Raw genomic sequence first — 21681 nt, 5'->3', positions numbered from 1 at the left:
CGGTGACCAAACCGGGGCGGTTTCATCAGCGTTATCTCCACCAGTTGGGTGGGCTTGCAGGGTTGCAGCCCAAAACCTGGGAGGGTTCGGATCGCAGATCAAAACGGCGGAAGCAGCAGCGCCGTTTGATTCAGCAGTGCATCGAAGCAGACCCTGCAGCCTTGCAATGGCTGTTCATCCCGGAACGGGGACAACTCCTTTGGAAAGCCCTGCGCTGGGGTGGACCAGGGCTTCTGATCGGGTGGTGGCTAGGGCGAAGCTGAATCAGGCTGCGACAGGAGACTGCTGGACAACCACCAACGAATCGGGGGGTTCAGGCTGAGCTCCATCAAGGGGAGGAAGTTCCGAGGCACTGCTGTCTGGAAGCATCTGGCCTTTGATCCAGGCTTGGTGCAGCGCTCGACGCCGGCGGTCTTCAGCAAGGACAAGGCGATCTGCCGCGGATCTGGGACTTTCACCAGGATGCACTGCAGTTCTCAGGCAAATACCGAAGCCATGGGCTTCGACCTGCACCTTGCCTTCCATGAGCACCAGCTGAAAAGTCCAGCCTTGCAACCAGCGGATCCTGAACGGATTCGTCATCGGCGGACATTCAAGTGTTTGCACCTTATGGGGTTCCACCCCCAACGCAAGGCCGTCTGTCAGGGAATCACTTCGTGCCGGAGTCGGGTTTGGTGGCACTCCAAACGCGGGCCATGAAATGAGATTCGGCTTGCACGTTGCAGAATCCAGCATCCAGAAGCCGCTGATCGATGTCATCACTGATGTAATCGCGGTAGTAAGGCTCATGGAACACCCGCCGGAAATTGTCCATAGCCACATCGAACTGGGGCGAATCCTTCAATTGCACAGAGTCGGCGAGAACGAGCACACCGCCGGGTTCGAGAAGGCGGTAGCAGTCCTGCAAAACGGCTTGCCTGGCATCAGCGGGCAATTCATGCATCAAGAACACACAGGTCAAGGCTTGAAAACCGCCTTGATCAAAGGGCATGCGTTCAGCATTGCCTTGCACGAGCTGCACGAGGCTGCATCGCCCTTGGTTCAGCCAACGGTTGGCTTGACGCAGGTAAGCCTCAGACAAATCCACCCCGACAAGGGTGGCTTGGGGAAGTGCAGCACGAATCTGGTGGAGTGTGCGCCCCGTTCCGGTGGCGACATCGAGGATGCGCAGATTGGCCTGGGAGCGGTTGGAGAAGTGCTTCAAGCCATCCAGCAAGGCGGGAAGGATTCTGCGGCGCATGGCATCGGCGGCGCCGTTGAACAGAATGTCAACCTGCAGGTCGTAGAGCTCCGCTGAGTGATCTGACAGGTAACCATCCGTTTGATGGTGAAAATTCTGGAGGTAGTAGTCGGGATAGAAGTCGCGATCCGACAGATCTGGTAAATCCTGGACGTCTCTAGCTCTGCGACGGGCCCAATTGGAAGGAAGATCGAGCCAGACACGGGGATAGCGCTCAGCCCAGTCCAGCCATGGAATATCAAAGAGAAGCGATTGCGGGTACAGACCTTCTTCAGCGTCCAGCCAGTCGCGGTCGTGGAGCGTGTTGAGCGACTGGCGGAGAGCTGCCATCATTTCAGTCGGAACGGGTTCGGTCTGCGGAACGACGTCCGGTGCCACCACTTCCATCACCTTGGTGCTCAACTCCTTGTGCACCAGCCCAGCGAGGCTCCGACCCTGCTGAAGGGTCCGATACGCGATCTCGGTGAAGCTGGGCGCCATGCGAAAGAGCCTGATCAAGCAGGTTTATTTCAGCCGATCCTGAGGCTCGCCGTGGCCGTGGCTCGGGCCTCCAGGGAAAGAACTGTGAAGAACAAGAAAAAATGGTAGCTGTTGCTACAGAATTAATCCGTTGAGACGGAGCGCACGGGATGGGACAACAAACGCAAGCTGCCGCATTCAGCCTGGATTATTCCAACAACGTTCTGGAGAGGCGTCAGCGCGCAGCCGCTGAGTACATGATCTGGGCTGATCGCCATGCCCATGAGGTTGCACGCACACAGGCAACCCTTGTGCAGCATGACCATCCACAGCCAGTGGAACGACGCAGTGCCGCTGCTCAGCAGAAAGTGTGGGCGCGTCGGAGACTGCACGAGAAGCATCTCCATGACAGCGCCATCGCCCAGCTGCGGCACCGCTGAAGCCTGGGTTCAGGCGTCGTAGTACATGGTGAACTCGTGGGGGTGTGGACGCTGACGCAGCTGCTGCACCTCCTCGTACTTCAGGTCGATCCAGTTATTGATGAAGTCCTTGCTGAAGACGCCGCCCTCCATGAGGTAGTGGTGATCAGCATTCAGGGCTTCAAGGGCACCATTGAGGGAGGCAGGCACCGTGTCGATCGCGCTCAAGCGTTCGGCTGAAAGCTCGAACAGGTCCTCATTGGTGGGTGCACCCGGGTCGATCTGATTCTTGATGCCATCAATGCCAGCCATCATCATCGCGGAGAAGGCCAAGTAGGGATTGGCAAGGGCATCACCGGAGCGGAACTCCAGGCGCTTGGCCTTGGGGTTCGGTCCAGTTAGCGGAATGCGCACCGCCGCTGAGCGATTGCCCTCTGAATAAACGAGATTGACCGGGGCTTCAAATCCAGGCACCAAGCGCTTGTAACTGTTGGTGGTGGGATTGGTGAATGCCAGGAATGACGGAGCGTGTTTCAGGATTCCGCCGATGTACCAGCGGGCGGTTTGAGACAGGTTGGCGTCTGTGCCTTCTCCGAAAAACAGCGGTTGGCCGGCTTTCCAAAGACTTTGGTGCACGTGCATGCCACTGCCGTTGTCGTTGAAAACGGGTTTGGGCATGAACGTGGCGGTTTTGCCGTATTTTTTGGCCACATTGCGAACCACGTACTTGTAGGTCATGGTGTTGTCGGCCGCCTTGATCAGCTCGGCGAATTTCATGCCCAGTTCGTGTTGGCCAGCACCCGCCACTTCATGGTGATGCTTTTCGATGGGGATTCCCAGTTGGGCCATCATCAACAGCATCTCGGAACGGATGTCCTGCGCTGTGTCGTTGGGTGCAACAGGGAAATAACCTTCCTTGAGCTGAATCTTGTAGCCGAGGTTGCCACCTTCCTCCAGGCGTCCGCTATTCCAAGACGCTTCAATGGTGTCAACGCTGTAAAAGCTTCCTCCCTCGCTGGAGTTGTAACGAACGTCGTCAAAGAGAAAAAATTCTGGCTCCGGGCCGAAAAAGGCCTTATCTGCCAAACCGCTGCCAGATAAATAAGCCAATGCTCTCTGCGCCAGGGCGCGGGGGCAGCGGTCGTACAGGGTGCCCGTCCGCGGATCCTGGATCGAGCAGATCATGCTCAGCGTTTTATGGCTGTAAAACGGATCGATCCAGGCTGTCGATGGGTCGGGAACCATCGCCATGTCTGAGGCGTCAATGGTCTTCCAGCCACGGATTGAGGATCCGTCGAAGGCCAGTCCTTCCTCGAAAGAGTCCGCTTCCAGAAGGTCAGAGCAGATGGTGAGGTGCTGCCACTTCCCGTGGAGATCAGTGAACTTGAGGTCAATCAGCTCAATGCCTTCATCCTTGATCTGCCGGAGTACATCCTGGGCGGTGCTAGCCATTGGCGTTAGTGAGTCTTCGGTCACCGCATGACCGTAGGGATCGCCGTGGGATGGTTTTGTATCAATGGGTACATTTTTTCTCTAGCCTGCGTTGAGCTGGATCGACAGCTTTCTTGGTAACCGTTTCTGTCAAGTTCCCGGGATCCCACGCGCTGGAAGCGGTTTCGGATCGATGTTGGTGTTAGCTTCCGGCCAACGTGGCCAGAGTTCTGCATGCGTGATGCCATCACCGGATTGATCGGTCGGTACGACCAGCTCGGCCGATACCTCGATCGCTCCGCCATCGATCGGATCGAGAGCTATCTCGATGAGTCCGCCATCAGGCTGAAGGCCGTTGAGTTGATCAACCGTGAAGCGGCAGAACTTGTGCGTGAAGCGAGTCAGCGTCTGTTTCAGGGTGATCCAGAACTGCTGCTTCCCGGAGGCAACGCTTACACCACACGGCGTCTTGCTGCCTGCTTGCGCGACATGGATTATTTCCTTCGCTACGCCAGCTACGCCTTGATTGCAGGTGACAGCACGATTCTCAATGAGCGGGTTCTGAACGGATTGGACGATACCTATAAAAGTTTGGGCGTCCCCACCGGACCGACGGTGAGAAGCATGGTTCTGCTTGCTGATGTTCTCTGCGAACGTCTCCTGGAAGAGGGTGTCCCCTCCAAGAGTCTGGATTTGGTTCGAGCTCCTTTTGAGCACATGGCATCGGGCCTCGCCGCCAGCGATGTTCGTCAGCGCTGAATTTCTTAGGGAGTGTCTGTTCGTTTCAAGCGGCATCGGAACAGGGCTTTCCAGCTCAAACCGGCTCGATTGATGCGTAGGCTTTCACCACTGATTAATGGTTTCCGGCCTGCCGATGACGCACTCTCTTCCCCAGATTGATTCGCGCCATCGCCGTTCTGTAGAGCCCATCAGTACGCCTGACCGCCTCCTGCTGGGCCCAGGCCCCTCGAATGCCCATCCCACTGTTCTGTCTGCACTGGCAAGAACGCCGATCGGTCACCTCGATCCCTTGTATGTGGATCTGATGGGCGAGGTGCAGGAATTGCTGCGTTACGCCTGGCAGACCGACAATCGCCTCACCTTGCCCATGAGCGGTACAGGAAGCGCGGCGATGGAAGCCACCCTGGCCAACACAGTTGAGCCCGGCGATCGCGTGTTGGTCGCAGTCAAGGGCTATTTCGGCAATCGCCTGGCGGATATGGCCGGCCGTTACAGAGCCGATGTTCGCGTGATTGAAAAACCCTGGGGGGAGGCGTTCACGCTCGACGAGCTGGACTCTGCACTCCAGCATCACAAGCCGGCGATTCTGGCCATGGTGCATGCAGAAACCTCCACAGGGGTTTGCCAACCCATGGAGGGTGTTGGTGACCTCTGCCGCAAGCACGACTGTCTGCTTCTGCTCGACACGGTCACATCTCTTGGAGGTGTTCCCCTCTACCTCGATGAGTGGAAGGTGGACATGGCCTACAGCTGCAGCCAGAAGGGTTTGAGCTGTCCTCCAGGCCTTGGACCGTTCACCATGGGCCCTCGTGCTGAAGCCAAGCTTGCTGCGAGAAAGGACAAAGTCCCAAACTGGTATCTGGATGTCTCCTTGCTGAATCAGTACTGGGGAAGCGACAGGGTTTATCACCACACCGCTCCGGTGAATATGAATTTCGGTATGCGTGAAGCCCTCCGGCTTCTTGCCGACGAAGGATTGGACAACGCCTGGTCAAGGCATCGCTGCAATGCGGAAGCGCTCTGGAAAGGATTGGAATCTCTTGGCCTTGAGATGCATGTCCCCGAGGCCTTGCGATTGCCCACACTCACGACCGTGCGCATCCCAGATGACGTGGACGGCAAGGCCTTCTCGTCTTATCTGTTGAACACCCATGGCATTGAGGTGGGCGGTGGTCTTGGCGCTCTGGCAGGAAAGATTTGGAGAGTTGGCCTGATGGGCTACAACTCCACCCCTGAAAACGTGAATCGTCTGCTCAATTTGTTTGAGACTGAGCTTCCTCGTTTCCGCGAAGGTTCCTGCGTCGCTGCCTGAACCAGCCCGCCAGCAGTGCCGATGCCTGCTCTTCCAGCACTCCGCTCACCACGCGCATGTGGTGGTGAGCACTTTGATGTTCAGCGAGATTGATCGTGCTCCCTAGCCCGCCGCGTTTGCTGTCTCGGGCAGCGAAAATCACCTGACCAACTCTGGCCTGAACCAGGGCTCCAGCACACATGGGGCATGGCTCCAGGGTCACCAGCAGGGTGCAGTGGTTCATGCGCCAATCGCCGAGCAGCCAGGCGCCCTGTCGTAAGGCCATCAACTCCGCATGTCCCAGGGGATCGTTGAGGCATTCCCTGCGATTGGATCCATGGCCGATACACCGCCCTGCTTCATCGAGGAGAACAGCCGCTACTGGAATCTCGCCAGTGGCGCCCACGCGCTCAGCCCTGTTGAGCAGCCGCTGCATCCAAGCCCTCATCGCCTGGGGAGTGAGATGAACCGGGTCCGCCCGCACGGCCATGCATCGCTGCCTGACATCCAATGTGCCACCAAAGGTGACAATGGTTTTTGATCGCGACTGTTTCTTGCACGGCTCCGCTCGGTCATCTTCGGAAGCATTGGACCGATTGGCCCCCTTCGCTTCACCTGATGGCCTGGACCCTCAGTTGCAGACGTTTCTGGAGGAGGCCAGCGCGCAACTTTGCCGTTGGTTTGGTTCTGCGAACCAGCGATCACCATTGCCATCGCTGCGTTTACTCCCCCATGCTTTCCCGGAGACGGAAGGCCTTGGAGCACAACATCTTCTGGATGATCTTCAGCAGGTGATGGATGGTGCTTACCAGCCATCCCATCCGGGAGCCTTAGCCCATCTGGATCCTCCTCCGAATACAGCCTCGATTGCCGCAGAGCTCATCTGTGCAGGACTGAACAACAACCTTTTGGCGGAGGAACTCTCACCCAGCCTTTCCCAGCTGGAGCGTCAACTTTGTGGATGGTTTGCCTCCCGTCTCGATCTCCCCGAGGGAGCAGGCGGGGTCGCTGCCAGTGGTGGCACGCTCAGCAACCTCACCGCCTTGGTCACCGCCCGCCATTCTCTTGGTCTGGATGCTGTGTCCAACGCTGTCGTCTTAACAAGCGACGACGCTCACGTGTCCTTGGCCAAAGCTTGCAGGGTGATGGGGCTTCACGCCGATGGTCTGCGGCGGATCCCCGTGGATGGGCATGGATGTCTAAGGGTGGATGTTCTGCAACAGGAGCTCAACAATCTCGCGACTGAGCAACGTCCCTGTTTGGCCATCGTCGCCACGGCCGGTACGACGGTGCGTGGTGCGATCGACCCCCTGAGGGCGATCGCCAAAATGGCCAAAACCCATGGCACCTGGCTGCACGTGGATGGTGCCATCGGCGCTGTTTTTGCTCTCTCTGAGAAAACCCGTTCCCTGGTGGACGGATCGGGTGAAGCCGACTCAATCACCGTGAATCCGCAGAAGCTGCTCGGGATCGCCAAGACCTCCTCGCTGTTGCTGGTTCGCGATGTGTCAAAGCTCGAAGCTGCCTTCGGAACTGGACTTCCCTACATGGAGCCTGCCGCGTTTGGTGCTCACGGTGGCGAAATGGGATTGCAAGGAAGCAGACCGGCGGAAATCCTCAAGCTCTGGCTTGGATTGCGTCAACTGGGAATGGAAGGGATTCATTCGCTTTTGTTCAATGCTCTGGCTCGCAGGGAGCGCCTGCAACGATGCCTCGACGATCAAGCCCTTGATGTGCGTTCCGGCCCGCTCCACCTCCTGAGCTGTGCGCCGAAAAATGCTGACTGCGATTCCAGTGAACGTTGGTCCGCACAACTGCGTCAGCGTCTCCTTGATGAACAGATCATGGTGTCAAGACCCCAATACCAAGGGCTCCACCACATCAAAATGGTGCTCGGAAATCCCCATACCTCCAATGCTCTGATCGATCATCTGGGGATGTGCATCAACCAATCGATCGCACGGAGTGAGCACTGATGTCAGGCTCTGACTCGCAGCAACAGCGAGGCCGATGGATTGCAGTGCTCACAGGAGCGGTCTCGATCCTGATTGGCCTGCTTTACCTCGGGCTGATCACGGTTCTCGATAGCCGCGGTCCCATGCGTCCGCCTCCGCCCGAGGCCCTGGTCGGGGCGGCAGTCGTTTCTTCGCTTCCTGCTGAAGTGGGTCCACAACCCGCCGGAGCGCCGTCTCAAGAAACTCCCGAAGTGAGCGATCGCGTCGGTTGAGGTCGTAATGCCTCTGAACGACGTCCTGGACGCCGCCATCGCCCCAGTCTTGATCCTGCTGAAAGAACGTGATGAAGCTGGCCCCTGCAATTCTGGTGAGCCATCCAGCGGCGACTCCCTGCACGGCTCGTCCGAGCAGAAGCGTGGGAAGGTTCACGCTCAGTGCTGTGCCAATGAGAGTCACTCCTCCTTTCACCACACCGAGCCCTGCCAAGGTTCGCCCAACGGAAAGCGCGAGGTTCTGAGCCCTGTCGCGGGTGAGCTGAATGCCGTAAACACCCGCCACTTCCATCACCATCTGGGCATTGACCGCGGCTGTGCCGAGTAGATCCACACCCGGCAAGGGAGTGGCTGCCACCACCCCTGCACTGATCCACGTGTAGCGATCAACGATGCGTCGGGCTTCCTGTTCGCGTTGCTGATCGAGCAGCGTGCGGCCCGTTTCACCAAGCGATCGGCATTGGAGAAGGATGTTGTCGGCAAGCAACTCCTCGCCGTCTTGATGCAGAACGACGGCGAGTCGTGTGAGCAACGCCCCCACCTCTGGTGGAGGTTGCCAAGGGTTTTGCCCTGGCCTCGGCAACGATTGTGGTGCCGCGCTGGTCCCCACGACATCCTCAGGGGAAAGCCATCCCAGACAGCGTTCACGCAGAAGCTGCAGGAGCCGTCGCTCCTCGTCCTCCCCTCGGAGGTCGCACTTGTTGAGCACGAGGAGAAGCCTCTTGCCAAGACCTGAGAGGCTCTGAACGATGGCCAGTTCCTGGCTGCGCAGATCACCATCCACGACCACCAGCATCAGATCAGCGCGCGACGCCCGTTGTCTGGCCTGTTGCTCGCGGGTGCGTCCGTCCTGGCCACCTTCAAGGATTCCAGGCGTATCCACAAGAAGCACGCCTCGCTCCAATCCTTTCAGCCTCAAGCGATACGAGCGGCTTTCACTGGTGGATCCCATCGATGCCCCCACTTCGCCCACGATGTCCCGCAGGAGGGCACGGATCAGTGAGGTTTTTCCACTTGATCCGGTGCCGAACACCACCACTTCCAGGTCGCCACGGTGAAGCTGTCGGGCCACGCGTTCCCGCTCCTCCAGCAACGATTGGCGAGCGACATCGTCTTGTAGTCGAGCCAGAAGTCGATCCACACTCTCAAGGCTCTGACGGGCGGCGTCCCGTCGATTGCTCGGCGGGACTGGATTGGATGCCCCCATGCCCTGGGCCCGGCGTCCCTGCTTCCAGCGTTGAACCAACGGAACACCGAATTGGACCAACGCAGCCACCAGAAGCACAGCGCCGATGAGAAGCACGGGCCCAACAAGCCAGGGAGGCAGCCAATAACTGAGATCCCAAAGCAGGTTGCGAATAGCCTGAAGCACCAGGCCAACCACCATCAGTGCGATCAGAGCCGCAGTTCCTGCCAAGAGCAAGCGGGTCTGTTGTTTCATGCGCCAGTTATCGCGTATTCAGCCCGCCCCGTCCTGCTGAACGCATGATCTCTCCCCAAAGAGACGCCGCCAGGGCACTCGAGCTGGCCGAGGGGCTGTTGTCGTCATTGCCGAGCCAGATTCCAAGCACCCAGTGACGGCTTGGTTCATAGCCGATGAACAGGAGATCGCGCCCGTCATTGGTGGTTCCGGTCTTGCCACCTTCCTGTCCTCCGAGAGACGCTCCGGTTCCAGTGCCGCTTCTCACCACCGCGCGCAGCATCGCCTGCATTTGTTTGGCAACGTCCGGACGGATGGCCTGACGTCCGCCATTCAGGCTGTTTGCTTGTGGTCCAGTGAGACTGCCGCATCCACGCAGATTGTTCTGGCGGCAGGTTTCAGCATCCATCAGCCGACGGATCGTTGTGGCTGGTTTCCATTGCCCTTTGTTGACCACGGCGGCATAGGCACTGGTGAGCTCGATCAAGCGCACTTCACTCTGTCCAAGCGCCAATCCAGGCACGGGATCAAGAGGGGTGGTGATGCCCAGGGCCCTTGCCTGACGGACCACTTGCTCCAATCCCACGCGCTTGGCCAGGCGCAGGGCTGCTGTGTTGCTGCTTGATGCAAAAGCACTGGTGAGCGTCAGACGCCCCTTGCAGGGACTTTCAAACCGCTGTCCGCCCCATTCCATGGCGCTGCAGTCAATGCTCTCAGTGGGCTTGATCCCCTTGTCCAAAGCAGCCAGGTAAGTCATTAGCTTGAAGGTGCTTCCTGGCTGACGCATGGCCATGGAGGCACGGTTGAACTGACTGAAGCGGTAGTCGCGTCCACCGGCAATCGCGAGCACGCCTCCACTGCGACTGTCGATCACCACCGCAGCACCCTCTGTGACTCCCAAACCGCCAGCAGTCCTAATCAGGTTGCGCAGTCGTCGTTCAATCACGTTTTGAAGCACCGGATCGAGGTGGGTTTCGATCAGGAAGTTCCCTTCAGCTGCCACCTCAGGGCCCACGAGAGCGGTGAGGTCCCTTTTCACCTGATCGGTGTAGAAGGGCGCTGAGCGACGGGTGGCCTCTTTGCTGCATGCATTTTGGGCCAGCTGAATGGGCTGACGACGAGCCGCGCGCGCTGCATCGAGGGAGAGCCGCCCGGCGTCCGCCATCTTGTTGAGAACCCTGTTGCGTGCTTCGAGAGCGCGTTGCGGGAATTGACAAGGGTCGTGGCCATTGGGCGAGGGCAACAGGCCCACCAACAGCGCCGCTTCCTCCACCGAGAGTGATCCAGCTGATTTGTTGAAAAAGATTCGGGAGGCATCGTCAAACCCCCAGCCCACTCCGAGGTACACCCTGTTGAGATAACTCAACAGCAGCTCACCCTTGCTGAAGCGACTCTCTAACTGAAGGGCGACCAGCAGTTCTCTCCATTTCCGGCCCAGGGTGTCTCCTTCGCCCACCAGATCCGGGTAAAGGCTTCTGGCCAGCTGCTGGGTGAGGCTGCTTCCCCCCTCCAGAACCCGTCCGCCGGTGATGTTGGTGGCGAACGCACGGATGGTGCCGATGGGATCAACCCCTGGGTGCCACCAGAAACGGTTGTCTTCACTGCTGAGTAGGGCGTTAATCAGTGACGGTGAAAACTCAGCAAGAGAGTCCAGTTCCCGGTGACGACTGGAGTCAACGGAATCGAGCGGTTTGTTGTTGCCGTCGTAGATGGCCACCGGGCCACGCACTGTGGCCAGGCGGCCACGGACGGGCACATTCAGACCAGCAAGAACAAGAAGAGCACCCGATCCCCCCAGTGCCAGCACAAGTCCGAGGCCAAACCAGCGCCGGATGCGTTGTGCAACCCGATTTGCTGGGTTTTCAAACCGCAGGGAGGGGGCTCCGGCTTCGCTGGCGGGAGCCAGGCTGATCTGGTCACCGTCTTTCAATTCGATTTCCCTGACCCTGCGGCCCTTCCACCAGAGGCCATTGGTTGAGCCTTGATCAACGAGACACCACTGCTGTTTGCGCTTCTGCAGCACAGCGTGTTGACGGCTGACGGCGGGATGCTCGATGTAGATCTCCAGACCTTGGTCGCGACCAATTCGGTATCCCTCCCCGTGCAGCACAAGGATTTGATCAGGCCGATCGTGCTGATGGATTGTGAGCCGGGCTGCGCCCTTCAGATCAGGATTCGTCATGGCCACGGCGTTCGCGGAAGGCGTCGATGGCAAAGCAGACGACGGCGACATTAATCACGACATCAGCCCAGTTGAAAATGGGGAACTGGATGGGCACCAATTCCAGGAAATCGGTGACATATCCGAGGCGCCAACGATCGATGCCGTTGCCCAGGGTTCCTCCAAGGAGACATGCCAACGCAAGACCCATCCAGACATCTCTCTTGGGTTGACGCCAGATCCAGGCGCCAACGCCAAGGGTGACCAGCAGGCTGAGAACACCGAGAAACAGGGTGGAGTCTGTGAACAAACTGAAGGCTGCGCCTGTGTTCTTCACCAGGCGAAGCTGCAGCAATCCAGGAATCCACGGCATTGGCCTGCCAAGAATCAAAGCGGAGTGCGCCCAGTGCTTGCTCCACTGATCCAGGATCACCATTGCAACGCTGATCAGGAGCAATGCTTCGCGCCGCAGCGACCGACGGGTTCGTTGCCCTGCGCGACCGGCTGGATTCATTCCACCCACAACAGACTCCGCAGCCAACGTGCCAAGAGGCCTGCAGCGCAGCAAAGAGCGAGTTGCGCCACCAGGGGACCAAGGCTGTAGCTAAACAACAGTTCTGCCAGGGGTTGCTGCCAGCGACCGAGTGCGGCTCCCAAGAGGAGATTGAGCAAGCCACAGAGCTGAATAATCAGCAGACCGGCCATGGCAGCCAGCGTGAGCCGTGGAATGTCATTCATGCCGCTCTGCATCGCTAACCGACCGGTCAGCCACGCGGCAGGAATGAATCCGGCTAAGTACCCGAACCCAGGGGTGAGCACATAGGCAAAGCCGCCGCCCCCGTAAAAAACCGGCAGATCCACAAGGCCGATGGTGAGATAGGCGACCGAGGCAATGACACCGGCACGGGGGCCTGCAACCAGGGCGCACAAAAGCAATGCCGGAACCTGCCAGGTGCTGGGCAATGGCAGCACGGCTCCAGGTTGCTCAGGGAGAGGAACCACGAGGGCCGCCTGAATCAAGCTGCCCACCAAAATCAGAAACAGACCGGCGACAGCGCCGCTCCATGTGGCCAGAGCCCTCACGGACAGTCGTCAGCTGGAGCCATCCTGCTGTAAGAGGGAGGCATTGCCCAGCTCCTATGGCCGTTTCCATTGGTGACCAAGTACGACTGCTTCGTGCTCAGCCCTATCTGAAATCAGCGGATCCGATGCCGATGCTGCGTCCACCCGATCTGGTGGACCTTGATGAGGTGGGAACCGTGACCGCTCTGCATCCCGGAGAGACCGTGGCGGTGCGTTTTTCGCGAGGGACTTTTCTGTTGGGAACCGATGCGCTGACCCCCAGTGACGACAAGGCCTCAAGCTGACGCGAACGGCCCGTTGTTCCAAACTGATTTGAGCATGCTGAGGGAGTCAGCTGGCCCACACAGGCTGAGCATCGGCTGGGTCAGGTGTTGCTGCGCTACGGCCTTGAGTGCATCACCGCTGAGGCTGCTGAGCTGATCGAGACAGTGGCGATCGTGGTCGTCGGGTAGGCCAAGCGCGCGGAGCTGGGCGCGACGCTCCGCCCTCTGTCCTGTGGTCTGGGATGCATGGGCCAGCTGCCCTCTGAATTTGGCCATCGCCAACTCGAGGTCCGCTGGGTCAATCACTGTGTTCAGCAGATCGTCCCAGCTCCGCATCAACAATTCGAGACTGAGCCGAGCCCGATCCACTCCGGTGGACGCATGCATCACAAAGGGCGCCGCATGCTGTCTTGCCGGATGGTGAAGTCCCACGTCGTAAGCAACGCCATGCTCTTCCCGTAAACGTCTGAACAGAAGGCTCGACATCCCTGATCCCAGATGGGCCTGCAGCACTCTCAAGGCCAGATCATCCGGATGACCATGGGGGAGCGTGGCCTGACCAAGCATCAGCACCACCTGTTCGGTCTCCACGCTGTTCAGAGTTGATGAGTCACCCGCTCCCTCTGCCTTGCTCCAACGGGGGCGGCTCTGGGAGCGAGATTCCACGGGGTCATCCCCCCAACCTTCGAGAATGTCTGGGAGCGTTTCGGGAATCGTTCCGGAGAGAGCCAGGACGGAACCGTCGACGTTCAGTGCAGCGGCAAGGTCCACCAGGTGGTGGTGATGAAGGCCCTCTAAGTCACCAGCGACTCCAAGGGGGTCGTGCCCGTAGGGACCCTGGGCAAAAGCAAGTTGCCGCCAGCTGTCAAAGGCACGTTGGAATGGATCTTCCTGCTGTCGCTGCAGCGCTTGCAGGCTGAGATCCTTTTCCAAAGAGATCTGAGCTGGGTTCAAATGGGGGCGCTGCAGCATCCAGCCAAGGATTGGCAGCAACCTGTCGGCATCGTTCTGCGCGCACTTCAGGCTCACCAGAATCCCGTCTTCGTGGGTGTCGCAACGCAGTCCTGCACCGCAGCCTTCCACCAAATCAGCCAGCTGGAGATGGTCGAGAGGTCCGCAGCCACGACTGAGCACGGAACCAAGGAGCTGATGTCCACCCCGCTGACCGAAAGGATCTGCGCCGCTTCCTCGGCAGATCCAGAGCTTCGCGGAAAGAACCCCGGTGGTAGCGACCGGGTCGATGACCACTTCAGTAGTGCCGTTCATGCTGATTCCGCAGGGCGGGCGATCAACGTGAAGGCCTGGTCGGGCTGCAGTGTCTGCATGACATCGTCCTTCAGGGCCTCCGGGGTCCACTGTTCGAGATCGTTGAGAGGGTCGAGCAGTTGCCGCTGCCGTCCCCAAACGGCTTGGGAGCCCGCACAGGCAGCAACCGCACCGGGGGCTTCAAGGCTGAAGCGCAGTCCATTGCCCACCAAATGAAGAGCTCGCTGTCGCTCCTCCTCGAGAACGGGGGCTTCAGCGCTGCGCTGCAGTTCCTGTCGAATCTCCAGTTCAACCCGTTCCAGTTGCTCTTCCGGGCAACATGCCTCAAGCATCACCAGGCTTCCCTGCTCAAGGGTCGTCACATCCATATCGATGGATTCAACGATCTGAAGATCTTCGCGCAGCCGTTGCACCAGTCGGCTCCGACGTCCCTCGGACAGAATTGTTGTCGCCAGATCAGCGCCCGCTACCGCGATGGGATCCGCCGCCGCGGCGGTTGGCCAGACCATGAGAAGGCGCGCTGACTCAAGCCTGGCAAAGCTTTGGCAGTCCCTTCCCTTTTGAAAGGGAAGCGGATTGGCAGAGGGGGACTCACCGGCAGGTGGGTGTTGTGCTGCGCTTTGACCCCCTTCGCTCAATGCGGAAAGCGCGCTGTCTCTCACGTGGTTGATGAGATCACCAGGGATCGCACCGGCGACAGCAAGGCAGCAGTTCGGCCCCTGGTAACGGCGATGGTGGTATTGACGCATTCCCGAGGGATTCATCGCCTTCAAGCTGGTGTCGATTCCGAGGATCGGCCGGCCGTAGGGATGGTTGGGGAACGCGAGTTCCAGCACTTTTTGGAAAACGAGATCATCGGGTTGATCGCGGTACTGAGAGATTTCCTCGAGAACCACCTCGCGCTCCATGGCGAACGAGTCCTGTTCCAGGGATGGACGCAGGACCAGATCAAGCAGCAGCTTGAGCGCTGCTGGTGTTTCCTTGGGTGGAACGAGAACGTGAAAGTGCACGTCATCGAAGCCGGTTGCAGCATTGCTGCTGCCGCCAAGGGCTTCGATTTGGCGATCAAACTCTCCTGGTTGCAATAGCTCACTGCCTTTGAACACCATGTGCTCGAGAAAGTGAGCGATGCCCTCCTCGCCTGCCTGTTCCCAGAAGCTTCCTCCCCGACACCAGAAATCAAGGCAGGTCAGACCGGCACCCGGTAGTTCTGCAGAGACCAGAGTGCTTTGGTTCGGGAGAGTGAGGTAATCCAGTGCAGGACCGGAGGAGATCGCTGTCAGGGTCCCGTGGCAAAGTCCCATTCTGTGCAATGACGGATCGGATTGATGCCTGAGTCCTCAAGCGGCCCGGAGCTTCATCCGTTGGTGGTGTCTCTCGCCGCTCGCATCCGTCAGTGTCGCGAGGGCCTTCCCGAACTGCAGGACCTTGCGGTTCAGGCCGATCTTGAGGAGATCATCGGCAGTCTTGATGGTGAGGCGTTGAGCATCAGCAATGAAGTGCACCGCTGCCGTGGTTTGCGCAAATTGCATCTCGAAACCGCGCGACTCGGCGTGGGCCTGCAAATTCTCCACTGCGTGTTCTTTCCCGACCCACGCTTCGATCTGCCCATTTTTGGAGCCGATATTGTTGCGAGTCCAGCGGGAATCTCTGCGGCCATCGTTGATCTTTCGCCAGTGGGTGAGCACCTGCCAGCTGCGATCGAGGCCGACCTCAGCAGCATCGGCATGCCTGCTTTTGAACAGGTCCGTGATCTCCCTGCTTGGGCCACAATTTTTTCGCCCTTCGTTCGCTTCATCCGTCCTGCCAATGGCCAGGAGGAGGAATGGTTTGTGGAGCTGGTTGAGAGCTACCTCAATATCCTGAGCCGCGCTGTGCAGCGTGCCCAACCAATGGCATGCAACGACCCGTTTACGATTGCCAGATACCACGGGCAGGTGTCGTATTGCCAGCAACAGAAACGCAACGACAAAACTCGCCGGGTTCTGGAGAAAGCCTTCGGGACGGACTGGGCCGATCGCTACATCGAACAGCTGCTGTTCGACGAGCCGGTGAGTCCATGATGTCCAAACGTGGTCTATGGATTGGGGCAGGGACGCTCACGATCCTGGTGATTGCTGGCGGTGTTGCGTTTCTCCAACGCCCTGCTCGCGTTGTTGCCAAAGCCCCTCAGACCGAATCACCGCGCCCTCCGGAGGCCGTGGCTGCCTTGGGGCGGCTTCGACCTCTCGGAGAGATTCGCCGGCTCGCCGCACCGATGAGCAGGTTCGGGGGCACCCCGCGCGTCTCGAAACTTCTGGTGGATGAGGGCGACACGGTCACGCGCGGTCAGGTGCTGTCTGTTTTTGATAGCCGACCTCAGATCGAAGCTGATCTGAAGTCTCTTGATGCTCAGATCCGCACGGTTGATACGGAAATCCCCCTGAGACGTCGAGAAGTGGCTCGCTACGCAGAAGCAGCCAAGGTTGGTGCCGCTTCGATGGTGATTCTCGAAGAGAAACAGAAAGATTTGACATTGGTGGAGCGCAAGCGCATCGAGTTGATTGCTGAGCGCCGCGCCCTCGAGGCTGATCTCGTCGACAGTGAGCTGCGATCACCGATTGACGGCACTGTGCTCAGGCTGCACACCCGAGTCGGTGAGCGCCCCGGTGCTGATGGCGTGCTCGAAGTGGGCGCCAGCCAATCGATGGAAGCGCTGATTGAAGTGTATGAATCCGACATCAACAGGATCGCCGTCGGTGATCCTGTGACGCTCGTCAGCGAAAACGGTGGATTTGATGGGCGTCTGATGGGGCGCGTTGAACGCATCAGCCCCCAGGTGAGGCAGCGCGAGGTGTTGTCAACCAATCCAACCGGTGACGCCGATGCCAGGGTGGTGGAGGTTCAGGTCAGCCTTGATCGTGATTCGGCCCGACGGGTTGAATCCTTAGCGGGGCTGAAGGTGATCGCTCGCTTCAAAACCTCATGAGTGGTGGGTTCTGGAGCAACAGAGGCATTCCTCTGGCCTCTTTGATGTTGATTCGACAGCCTGTGCGCTTGGCTGTCGCTCTGGCAGGCATCAGTTTCGCTGGAATTCTGATGTTCATGCAGCTCGGTTTTCGAGATGGATTGTTTGATGCCAGTGTCACTGTGCATCGGTTATTTGATACCGATATTGTTTTAATCAGCCCGCGATCGACCAGTTCGGTCAGTATGGCTGGCTTTCCGAAAAGGCGTTTAGTCCAGGCCATGGCCCTTCCTGAAGTGGAAGGGATCACCCCTGTGAATTGGAATCTTCTCCTCTGGAGAAATCCGGAAACCCGAGGAACTCGCTCCATTTTGGCCCTTGGGTTTGAGCCCGGTGATCCTCTGTTTACGGATGCAACCCTGGCACCCAAAGCCAAACAGCTCACCCAAAAGGGCCGTGTTCTCTTTGACGAACGATCGCGACCGGAATTCGGGCCAGTTGCTGAGTGGTTTCGCGAAGGTCGCGTTGTTGAAAGCGAAATTGCCGGTAAACGTGTTCGCGTTGCTGGCTTAATTGAGCTTGGTACATCGTTTGGCGCCGATGGAAACCTGCTCACCAGCAGCGAAACATTCCGTGAACTGCTCCCCAACACGCCTCCAGGAAGCATCGAGGTTGGGTTGATCCGCCTCAATGCTGATGCCGACGCTGAGGAGGTGGTTATGCGTCTGAAGACCTTGCTACCTGACGATGTCACGGTTCTGACAAAACAAGGGTTCATTGATTTCGAGCAGAACTATTGGAAAACCGGCACCTCGATTGGCTTCATCTTCACCCTCGGAGCTGCCATGGGGTTCGTGGTTGGCTGCGTGATCGTTTATCAGGTTCTTTATTCCGATGTCAGCGATCACCTGCCTGAATACGCCACGTTGATGGCGATGGGATATCGGCTTTTCAACCTGCTCGGGGTTGTCGTGCGTGAAGGCTTACTACTGGCCCTGTTTGGATATCTTCCTGCTTATGCCGCTGGCCAAGGTTTGTATCTGCTTGTGCGCAATGCAACCCAACTCCCTGTTGCCATGGATTTCAGCCGAGCATTCACTGTATTCACGATGATCCTGATCATGTGCATGGCGTCAGCGGGGTTGGCCATGCGACGCCTTGTCGATGCCGATCCGGCGGAGATCTTTTGATGTCGAGCACCACCCTCTCAGAAAGCCATTCCAGGCAAGGCTCACGACAGGAGCTGAGTGTGAGCATCAGCGGCTTGAGCCATTGGTATGGCAAGGGGGCGACCCGTCGCCAGGTGTTGCAAGGTGTGGACTTGCAGATTGCCGCTGGTGAAGTGGTTCTGCTGACGGGGCCCTCTGGATGTGGGAAAACCACCCTTCTCACACTGATCGGAGCCCTACGCCAGGTGCAGGACGGTGATGTTCGCGTGTTCGGACAACAGTTGAAGGGAGCTGGGCGGGGGCAGCGACAGAAGCTTCGCCGCCGGATTGGCATGATTTTTCAGGGCCATAACCTTCTTCGTTGCCTCACGGCTGAACAGAACGTTCAGATGGGCTCCGATCTTCTCCCTGGATTCAGCTACCGGGCCCGTCGCGATCAAGCCAGGGAGTGGTTGCGTGCTGTAGGTCTCGATGCTGAGCTCAGCAAGCTTCCCCACGATCTCTCGGGAGGTCAGAAACAGCGTGTGGCCATCGCCCGTGCCCTTGCCGCACGGCCCAAGCTCCTGCTGGCTGATGAACCCACGGCTGCCCTCGACAGCGCGACGGGTCGAGAAGTGGTGGAACTGTTGAAGCGTCTAGCGCGAGAACAGTCTTGCTCCGTGCTCATGGTCACCCACGACCCGAGGATTCTTGATGTTGCCGATCGGCTGGTGCGCATGGAAGATGGGCGCCTCTTTCAGGCCATTGAGTAAGTTGGGAAGACAACCGCCAAAGTTGCAACCTACGCATGGCCAAGCGCAGAAATCTCAAGAAGGAAAAGCAAGAGCGCAACCGCGCCTATGCGCGCAAGTTCAAAAAGCGCAAGATGCGCAATGACGGCCGTGGCGAGGGTGCCGGCAACGGTGTGACAGGAACCGCCAACAACGGCGGAGCCGCCGATTAAGCGCGTGCTCTTTCCAGAGCGGGGGGGACTTCCCCCCTTTTTTTGTGCCCTTAGGCTGACGTCAATCGGATTCCCGAGAAGCGCGGATGTTCATCAGCGTCGTCATTCCCACCTACAACCGACGCCCGATCCTGGAAAAGTGCTTGCTTGCACTGGAAGGGCAAAATCCCAGTGGGGAGATTGAAAATTATGAGGTGGTCGTCGTCGATGACGGCTCCACCGATGGAACGACGGACTGGTTGAGGGCTTCAAGCAGCCGCTTCCCCCGCGTGCGTCTGATTGAACAAAGCCACGGCGGGCCTGCGGAAGGTCGCAACCGGGGTGTCAGCCATGCCCGTGGAGATGTCATTGTCTTTATCGACAGTGACCTGGTCGTCACGCCAACGTTTCTGGCCAGTCATGCCAGAGCCCTTGCTGCTCAGTGGCATCGCAGTGGTCATCGCCTTTGTTTTACCTACGGCGCAGTGATCAACACTGCGAATTTTGAGCATCCAACCCATGAGCGGCACAAGCTCAGAGACCTGTCCTGGGCTTATTTCGCAACGGGTAACGTCGCCATCGATCGCGGCGTTCTCGAGCAGTCAGGTCTCTTCGATACTGGATTCCGGCTCTACGGCTGGGAGGATCTTGAGCTGGGTGAACGACTCAGACAAATGGGTGTTGCGCTCGTCCGCTGCCCTGAAGCCGTGGGATATCACTGGCATCCCGCTTTTCGGCTTGAACAAATCCCCGATCTGATTCGTGTGGAGAGAGAGCGGGCCCGCATGGGGCTTGTCTTCTACAGAAAGCATCCGAGCCGCCGAGTGCGCATGATCATTCAGTTCACTTGGATGCACAGGATTCTCTGGTGGGTCTTAACCCTCGGGGGATTGGTCAACGAGCAAACACTCAAACCGCTTCTCTCCTGGTTGATCCGTCAAGGACAGCCCTCTCTGGCTCTGGAGCTCTTGCGACTTCCATTGAACCGACTTGGTGTGGAGGCTTTGTACAGAGAAGCCAAGGTCATGGGTCTGCATTGACCAGCCCATTTGATACATTCAATCTGTTCTTTCAAACCGCACACCTGTCTGTTTCGGGTGCTGATCGTGATCCGGCTTCAGTCCGCCACGTGATCCCTGACAGGTGGAGGCCAACCCGAAACCTCAATCAATCATGGCTGTCGTCACTCTCGCTGAGATGATGGAAGCTGGTGCCCACTTTGGACACCAGACCCGTCGTTGGAATCCCAAAATGTCGCGCTACATCTATTGCGCGCGTAACGGGGTCCACATCATTGACCTCGTGCAGACCGCTGTCTGCATGAACAACGCCTACAAATGGGTGCGTTCTGCTGCAAGAAGCGGCAAACGTTTCCTGTTCGTGGGAACCAAGAAGCAAGCGTCTGAAGTTGTGGCCCAGGAGGCCCTGCGTTGCGGTGGGTCCTACGTGAACCAACGCTGGTTGGGCGGCATGCTCACCAACTGGACCACCATGAAGGCCCGGATCGATCGTCTCAAGGACCTGGAGCGCATGGAGGCCAGCGGAGCCATCGCCATGCGCCCCAAGAAGGAGGGTGCTGTTCTTCGCCGTGAACTGGATCGTCTCCAGAAGTATCTGGGTGGTCTGAAGAACATGCGCCGTCTTCCCGATGTGGTGGTGCTGGTCGATCAACGCCGGGAAACGAATGCGGTGCTCGAGGCCCGCAAATTGGATATTCCTCTGGTGTCCATGCTGGACACCAACTGTGATCCCGATCTCTGTGAGGTCCCCATTCCTTGCAACGACGACGCTGTGCGTTCCGTTCAGTTGGTGCTGAGCCGTTTGGCCGATGCCATCAATGAAGGCCGTCACGGCTCGAATGAACAGCGTGGTGGTGACGGCAGCGAAGGCTGAGTCCCGCGAGCCGCTAAGTTCACGCCGCCCTTCCGATGAATCGGGAAGGGCGGCTTTTTGTCCAAACACTCCTCTCCTTCTCCTCTGATGGCCGCTGCCGTATCCGCCAAGCTCGTTAAGGACCTGCGCGACAAGACCGGCGCTGGAATGATGGATTGCAAGAAAGCACTTGCAGCCACCGACGGCGATGCTGACAAAGCCATCGAATGGCTTCGCCAGAAAGGTATTGCCAGTGCTGAGAAAAAATCAGGCCGAACTGCTGCTGAAGGAGCCATCGGCAGTTACATCCACACAGGCGCCCGTGTGGGCGTGCTGATCGAAATCAACTGCGAAACCGATTTCGTCGCCCGTGGTGACATGTTCCAGGAACTGCTCAGAGACGTGTCCATGCAAGTGGCTGCCTGTCCAGGCGTGGAGTACGTCAACACCGATGACATTCCCTCTGAGATCCGCGAACGCGAGAAGGCCATTGAAATGGGTCGCGATGACCTCGATGGCAAGCCTGAGCAGATGAAGGAGAAGATCGTCGAAGGCCGGATCAACAAGCGTCTGAAGGAACTGGCCCTGATGGAGCAACCTTTCATCAAAGACAGCTCCCTCACTGTTGCTGAACTGGTGAAGCAAACGGCCGGCAAGATCGGCGAGAACGTGAAGGTTCGCCGTTTCACGCGCTACACCCTCGGCGAGGGCATTGAAGTTGAGGAAAATGATTTCGCCGCTGAAGTGGCTTCGATGACCAAGGGCTGATT

The 21681-nt window shown here is 58.5% G+C and carries 24 protein-coding genes; 14 read left to right on the top strand and 10 right to left on the bottom strand.

Going from position 1 to position 21681, the window contains the following annotated elements; all coding sequences use genetic code 11:
- The first annotated feature begins 2 nt into the window (after positions 1-2).
- Entirely contained in the window at positions 3-263 is a 261-nt protein-coding gene (locus KQ296_RS12415) for a hypothetical protein (protein ID WP_041428506.1), read from the top strand.
- A gap of 1 nt (position 264) precedes the next feature.
- Here KQ296_RS12415 and KQ296_RS12410 read toward each other — a convergent pair whose 3' ends face one another.
- Together KQ296_RS12410 and KQ296_RS12405 are read right to left on the bottom strand one after the other, a co-directional pair.
- Complete coding sequence (locus tag KQ296_RS12410; protein WP_011933254.1) at positions 265-582, bottom strand: hypothetical protein; 318 nt, start codon at positions 580-582, stop codon at positions 265-267.
- 67 nt (positions 583-649) lie between these two features.
- Positions 650-1720, bottom strand: coding sequence for a class I SAM-dependent methyltransferase (locus tag KQ296_RS12405; RefSeq protein ID WP_011933253.1), 1071 nt, complete (start codon positions 1718-1720; stop codon positions 650-652).
- A gap of 149 nt (positions 1721-1869) precedes the next feature.
- Between KQ296_RS12405 and KQ296_RS12400 the strand changes: the two genes are divergently transcribed.
- Complete coding sequence (locus KQ296_RS12400; RefSeq protein ID WP_011933252.1) at positions 1870-2139, top strand: hypothetical protein; 270 nt, start codon at positions 1870-1872, stop codon at positions 2137-2139.
- Between the two features lie 9 nt (positions 2140-2148).
- Here the strand turns inward: KQ296_RS12400 and glnA are convergent, their stop codons facing one another.
- Positions 2149-3570, bottom strand: coding sequence for a type I glutamate--ammonia ligase (glnA, locus tag KQ296_RS12395; protein WP_011933251.1), 1422 nt, complete (start codon positions 3568-3570; stop codon positions 2149-2151).
- Positions 3571-3783: 213 nt separating this feature from the next.
- Between glnA and KQ296_RS12390 the strand changes: the two genes are divergently transcribed.
- Together KQ296_RS12390 and KQ296_RS12385 are read left to right on the top strand one after the other, a co-directional pair.
- On the top strand, positions 3784-4308 hold the full coding sequence (locus tag KQ296_RS12390) for an allophycocyanin subunit beta-18 (RefSeq protein WP_011933250.1): 525 nt from the start codon (positions 3784-3786) through the stop codon (positions 4306-4308).
- Between the two features lie 97 nt (positions 4309-4405).
- The gene (locus tag KQ296_RS12385; protein WP_011933249.1) at positions 4406-5602 is read left to right on the top strand and encodes an alanine--glyoxylate aminotransferase family protein; all 1197 of its coding nucleotides are present in this window, start codon (positions 4406-4408) and stop codon (positions 5600-5602) included.
- Here KQ296_RS12385 and KQ296_RS12380 read toward each other — a convergent pair.
- Positions 5544-6017 (bottom strand): nucleoside deaminase, encoded by a 474-nt coding sequence (locus KQ296_RS12380; protein WP_311133870.1) that lies wholly within the window; start codon positions 6015-6017, stop codon positions 5544-5546. The two genes, KQ296_RS12385 and KQ296_RS12380, sit on opposite strands and share 59 nt — an antisense overlap.
- 94 nt (positions 6018-6111) lie before the next feature.
- Here KQ296_RS12380 and KQ296_RS12375 point away from each other — a divergent pair, with 94 nt between their 5' ends.
- Positions 6112-7557, top strand: coding sequence for an aminotransferase class V-fold PLP-dependent enzyme (locus KQ296_RS12375; protein ID WP_083833674.1), 1446 nt, complete (start codon positions 6112-6114; stop codon positions 7555-7557).
- 96 nt (positions 7558-7653) lie between these two features.
- Here the strand turns inward: KQ296_RS12375 and KQ296_RS12370 are convergent, their stop codons facing one another.
- Genes KQ296_RS12370 through KQ296_RS12355 form a run of 4 tightly spaced genes read right to left on the bottom strand, consistent with a single transcriptional unit; the run spans position 7654 to position 12472 of the window.
- Positions 7654-9249, bottom strand: a complete 1596-nt coding sequence (locus KQ296_RS12370) for a GTP-binding protein (protein ID WP_011933246.1) — start codon at positions 9247-9249, stop codon at positions 7654-7656.
- A 7-nt stretch (positions 9250-9256) separates the two neighbouring features.
- Positions 9257-11410, bottom strand: coding sequence for a transglycosylase domain-containing protein (locus KQ296_RS12365; RefSeq protein WP_011933245.1), 2154 nt, complete (start codon positions 11408-11410; stop codon positions 9257-9259).
- On the bottom strand, positions 11397-11903 hold the full coding sequence (gene lspA / locus KQ296_RS12360; protein WP_011933244.1) for a signal peptidase II: 507 nt from the start codon (positions 11901-11903) through the stop codon (positions 11397-11399). Before lspA ends, KQ296_RS12365 begins: the two co-directional genes overlap by 14 nt.
- On the bottom strand, positions 11900-12472 hold the full coding sequence (locus KQ296_RS12355) for a biotin transporter BioY (RefSeq protein ID WP_011933243.1): 573 nt from the start codon (positions 12470-12472) through the stop codon (positions 11900-11902). The genes lspA and KQ296_RS12355 overlap by 4 nt, the downstream gene beginning before the upstream one ends.
- A 56-nt stretch (positions 12473-12528) precedes the next feature.
- On the opposite strand from KQ296_RS12355, the gene KQ296_RS12350 reads away from it, so the two are divergent.
- A complete protein-coding gene (locus tag KQ296_RS12350) occupies positions 12529-12756 on the top strand; it encodes a DUF3148 domain-containing protein (RefSeq protein ID WP_011933242.1) in 228 nt (75 codons plus the stop codon).
- On the opposite strand, the gene KQ296_RS12345 is transcribed toward KQ296_RS12350, so the two are convergent.
- Positions 12748-14001, bottom strand: coding sequence for a pitrilysin family protein (locus tag KQ296_RS12345; RefSeq protein ID WP_011933241.1), 1254 nt, complete (start codon positions 13999-14001; stop codon positions 12748-12750). The genes KQ296_RS12350 and KQ296_RS12345 overlap by 9 nt on opposite strands.
- Complete coding sequence (locus tag KQ296_RS12340; RefSeq protein ID WP_011933240.1) at positions 13998-15305, bottom strand: pitrilysin family protein; 1308 nt, start codon at positions 15303-15305, stop codon at positions 13998-14000. Before KQ296_RS12340 ends, KQ296_RS12345 begins: the two co-directional genes overlap by 4 nt.
- 24 nt (positions 15306-15329) lie before the next feature.
- On the opposite strand from KQ296_RS12340, the gene KQ296_RS12335 reads away from it, so the two are divergent.
- The 8 genes from KQ296_RS12335 (at position 15330) to tsf (ending at position 21679) form a co-directional block, all read left to right on the top strand.
- Positions 15330-16064, top strand: coding sequence for a phycocyanobilin:ferredoxin oxidoreductase (locus tag KQ296_RS12335; RefSeq protein WP_011933239.1), 735 nt, complete (start codon positions 15330-15332; stop codon positions 16062-16064).
- Positions 16064-16969, top strand: coding sequence for an HlyD family efflux transporter periplasmic adaptor subunit (locus KQ296_RS12330; protein WP_011933238.1), 906 nt, complete (start codon positions 16064-16066; stop codon positions 16967-16969). Before KQ296_RS12335 ends, KQ296_RS12330 begins: the two co-directional genes overlap by 1 nt.
- Complete coding sequence (gene devC, locus KQ296_RS12325; protein WP_011933237.1) at positions 16966-18138, top strand: ABC transporter permease DevC; 1173 nt, start codon at positions 16966-16968, stop codon at positions 18136-18138. The genes KQ296_RS12330 and devC overlap by 4 nt, the downstream gene beginning before the upstream one ends.
- Positions 18138-18869, top strand: a complete 732-nt coding sequence (locus KQ296_RS12320) for a DevA family ABC transporter ATP-binding protein (RefSeq protein ID WP_011933236.1) — start codon at positions 18138-18140, stop codon at positions 18867-18869. The genes devC and KQ296_RS12320 overlap by 1 nt, the downstream gene beginning before the upstream one ends.
- 35 nt (positions 18870-18904) lie before the next feature.
- Positions 18905-19060: a hypothetical protein gene (locus KQ296_RS12315; protein WP_006850288.1), complete on the top strand. Its 156-nt coding sequence runs from the start codon at positions 18905-18907 to the stop codon at positions 19058-19060.
- An 86-nt stretch (positions 19061-19146) separates the two neighbouring features.
- The gene (locus KQ296_RS12310; protein ID WP_011933235.1) at positions 19147-20079 is read left to right on the top strand and encodes a glycosyltransferase family 2 protein; all 933 of its coding nucleotides are present in this window, start codon (positions 19147-19149) and stop codon (positions 20077-20079) included.
- Positions 20080-20212: 133 nt separating this feature from the next.
- Positions 20213-20932: a 30S ribosomal protein S2 gene (gene rpsB, locus KQ296_RS12305; protein ID WP_011933234.1), complete on the top strand. Its 720-nt coding sequence runs from the start codon at positions 20213-20215 to the stop codon at positions 20930-20932.
- Positions 20933-21019: 87 nt separating this feature from the next.
- Positions 21020-21679 (top strand): translation elongation factor Ts, encoded by a 660-nt coding sequence (gene tsf / locus KQ296_RS12300; RefSeq protein WP_011933233.1) that lies wholly within the window; start codon positions 21020-21022, stop codon positions 21677-21679.
- Positions 21680-21681: the final 2 nt, after the last annotated feature.

The organism is Synechococcus sp. CS-197, assembly GCF_025128215.1.
Classification (GTDB): domain Bacteria; phylum Cyanobacteriota; class Cyanobacteriia; order PCC-6307; family Cyanobiaceae; genus Synechococcus_C.
Note: the sequence above shows the minus strand (reverse complement) of the source record. Positions and strands in the feature narration are given on the sequence as shown.

What these genes read in the sequence shown, in the direction of transcription:
- KQ296_RS12410 (WP_011933254.1), bottom strand. Translation starts at nt 582, where the DNA reads ATGACGAATCCGTTCAGGATCCGCTGGTTGCAAGGCTGGACTTTTCAG.
- KQ296_RS12405 (WP_011933253.1), bottom strand. Translation starts at nt 1,720, where the DNA reads ATGGCGCCCAGCTTCACCGAGATCGCGTATCGGACCCTTCAGCAGGGT.
- KQ296_RS12400 (WP_011933252.1), top strand. Translation starts at nt 1,870, where the DNA reads ATGGGACAACAAACGCAAGCTGCCGCATTCAGCCTGGATTATTCCAAC.
- glnA (WP_011933251.1), bottom strand. Translation starts at nt 3,570, where the DNA reads ATGGCTAGCACCGCCCAGGATGTACTCCGGCAGATCAAGGATGAAGGC.
- KQ296_RS12390 (WP_011933250.1), top strand. Translation starts at nt 3,784, where the DNA reads ATGCGTGATGCCATCACCGGATTGATCGGTCGGTACGACCAGCTCGGC.
- KQ296_RS12385 (WP_011933249.1), top strand. Translation starts at nt 4,406, where the DNA reads ATGGTTTCCGGCCTGCCGATGACGCACTCTCTTCCCCAGATTGATTCG.
- KQ296_RS12380 (WP_311133870.1), bottom strand. Translation starts at nt 6,017, where the DNA reads ATGCAGCGGCTGCTCAACAGGGCTGAGCGCGTGGGCGCCACTGGCGAG.
- KQ296_RS12375 (WP_083833674.1), top strand. Translation starts at nt 6,112, where the DNA reads ATGGTTTTTGATCGCGACTGTTTCTTGCACGGCTCCGCTCGGTCATCT.
- KQ296_RS12370 (WP_011933246.1), bottom strand. Translation starts at nt 9,249, where the DNA reads ATGAAACAACAGACCCGCTTGCTCTTGGCAGGAACTGCGGCTCTGATC.
- KQ296_RS12365 (WP_011933245.1), bottom strand. Translation starts at nt 11,410, where the DNA reads ATGACGAATCCTGATCTGAAGGGCGCAGCCCGGCTCACAATCCATCAG.
- lspA (WP_011933244.1), bottom strand. Translation starts at nt 11,903, where the DNA reads ATGAATCCAGCCGGTCGCGCAGGGCAACGAACCCGTCGGTCGCTGCGG.
- KQ296_RS12350 (WP_011933242.1), top strand. Translation starts at nt 12,529, where the DNA reads ATGGCCGTTTCCATTGGTGACCAAGTACGACTGCTTCGTGCTCAGCCC.
- KQ296_RS12345 (WP_011933241.1), bottom strand. Translation starts at nt 14,001, where the DNA reads ATGAACGGCACTACTGAAGTGGTCATCGACCCGGTCGCTACCACCGGG.
- KQ296_RS12340 (WP_011933240.1), bottom strand. Translation starts at nt 15,305, where the DNA reads ATGGGACTTTGCCACGGGACCCTGACAGCGATCTCCTCCGGTCCTGCA.
- KQ296_RS12335 (WP_011933239.1), top strand. Translation starts at nt 15,330, where the DNA reads ATGCCTGAGTCCTCAAGCGGCCCGGAGCTTCATCCGTTGGTGGTGTCT.
- KQ296_RS12330 (WP_011933238.1), top strand. Translation starts at nt 16,064, where the DNA reads ATGTCCAAACGTGGTCTATGGATTGGGGCAGGGACGCTCACGATCCTG.
- devC (WP_011933237.1), top strand. Translation starts at nt 16,966, where the DNA reads ATGAGTGGTGGGTTCTGGAGCAACAGAGGCATTCCTCTGGCCTCTTTG.
- KQ296_RS12320 (WP_011933236.1), top strand. Translation starts at nt 18,138, where the DNA reads ATGTCGAGCACCACCCTCTCAGAAAGCCATTCCAGGCAAGGCTCACGA.
- KQ296_RS12315 (WP_006850288.1), top strand. Translation starts at nt 18,905, where the DNA reads ATGGCCAAGCGCAGAAATCTCAAGAAGGAAAAGCAAGAGCGCAACCGC.
- KQ296_RS12310 (WP_011933235.1), top strand. Translation starts at nt 19,147, where the DNA reads ATGTTCATCAGCGTCGTCATTCCCACCTACAACCGACGCCCGATCCTG.
- rpsB (WP_011933234.1), top strand. Translation starts at nt 20,213, where the DNA reads ATGGCTGTCGTCACTCTCGCTGAGATGATGGAAGCTGGTGCCCACTTT.
- tsf (WP_011933233.1), top strand. Translation starts at nt 21,020, where the DNA reads ATGGCCGCTGCCGTATCCGCCAAGCTCGTTAAGGACCTGCGCGACAAG.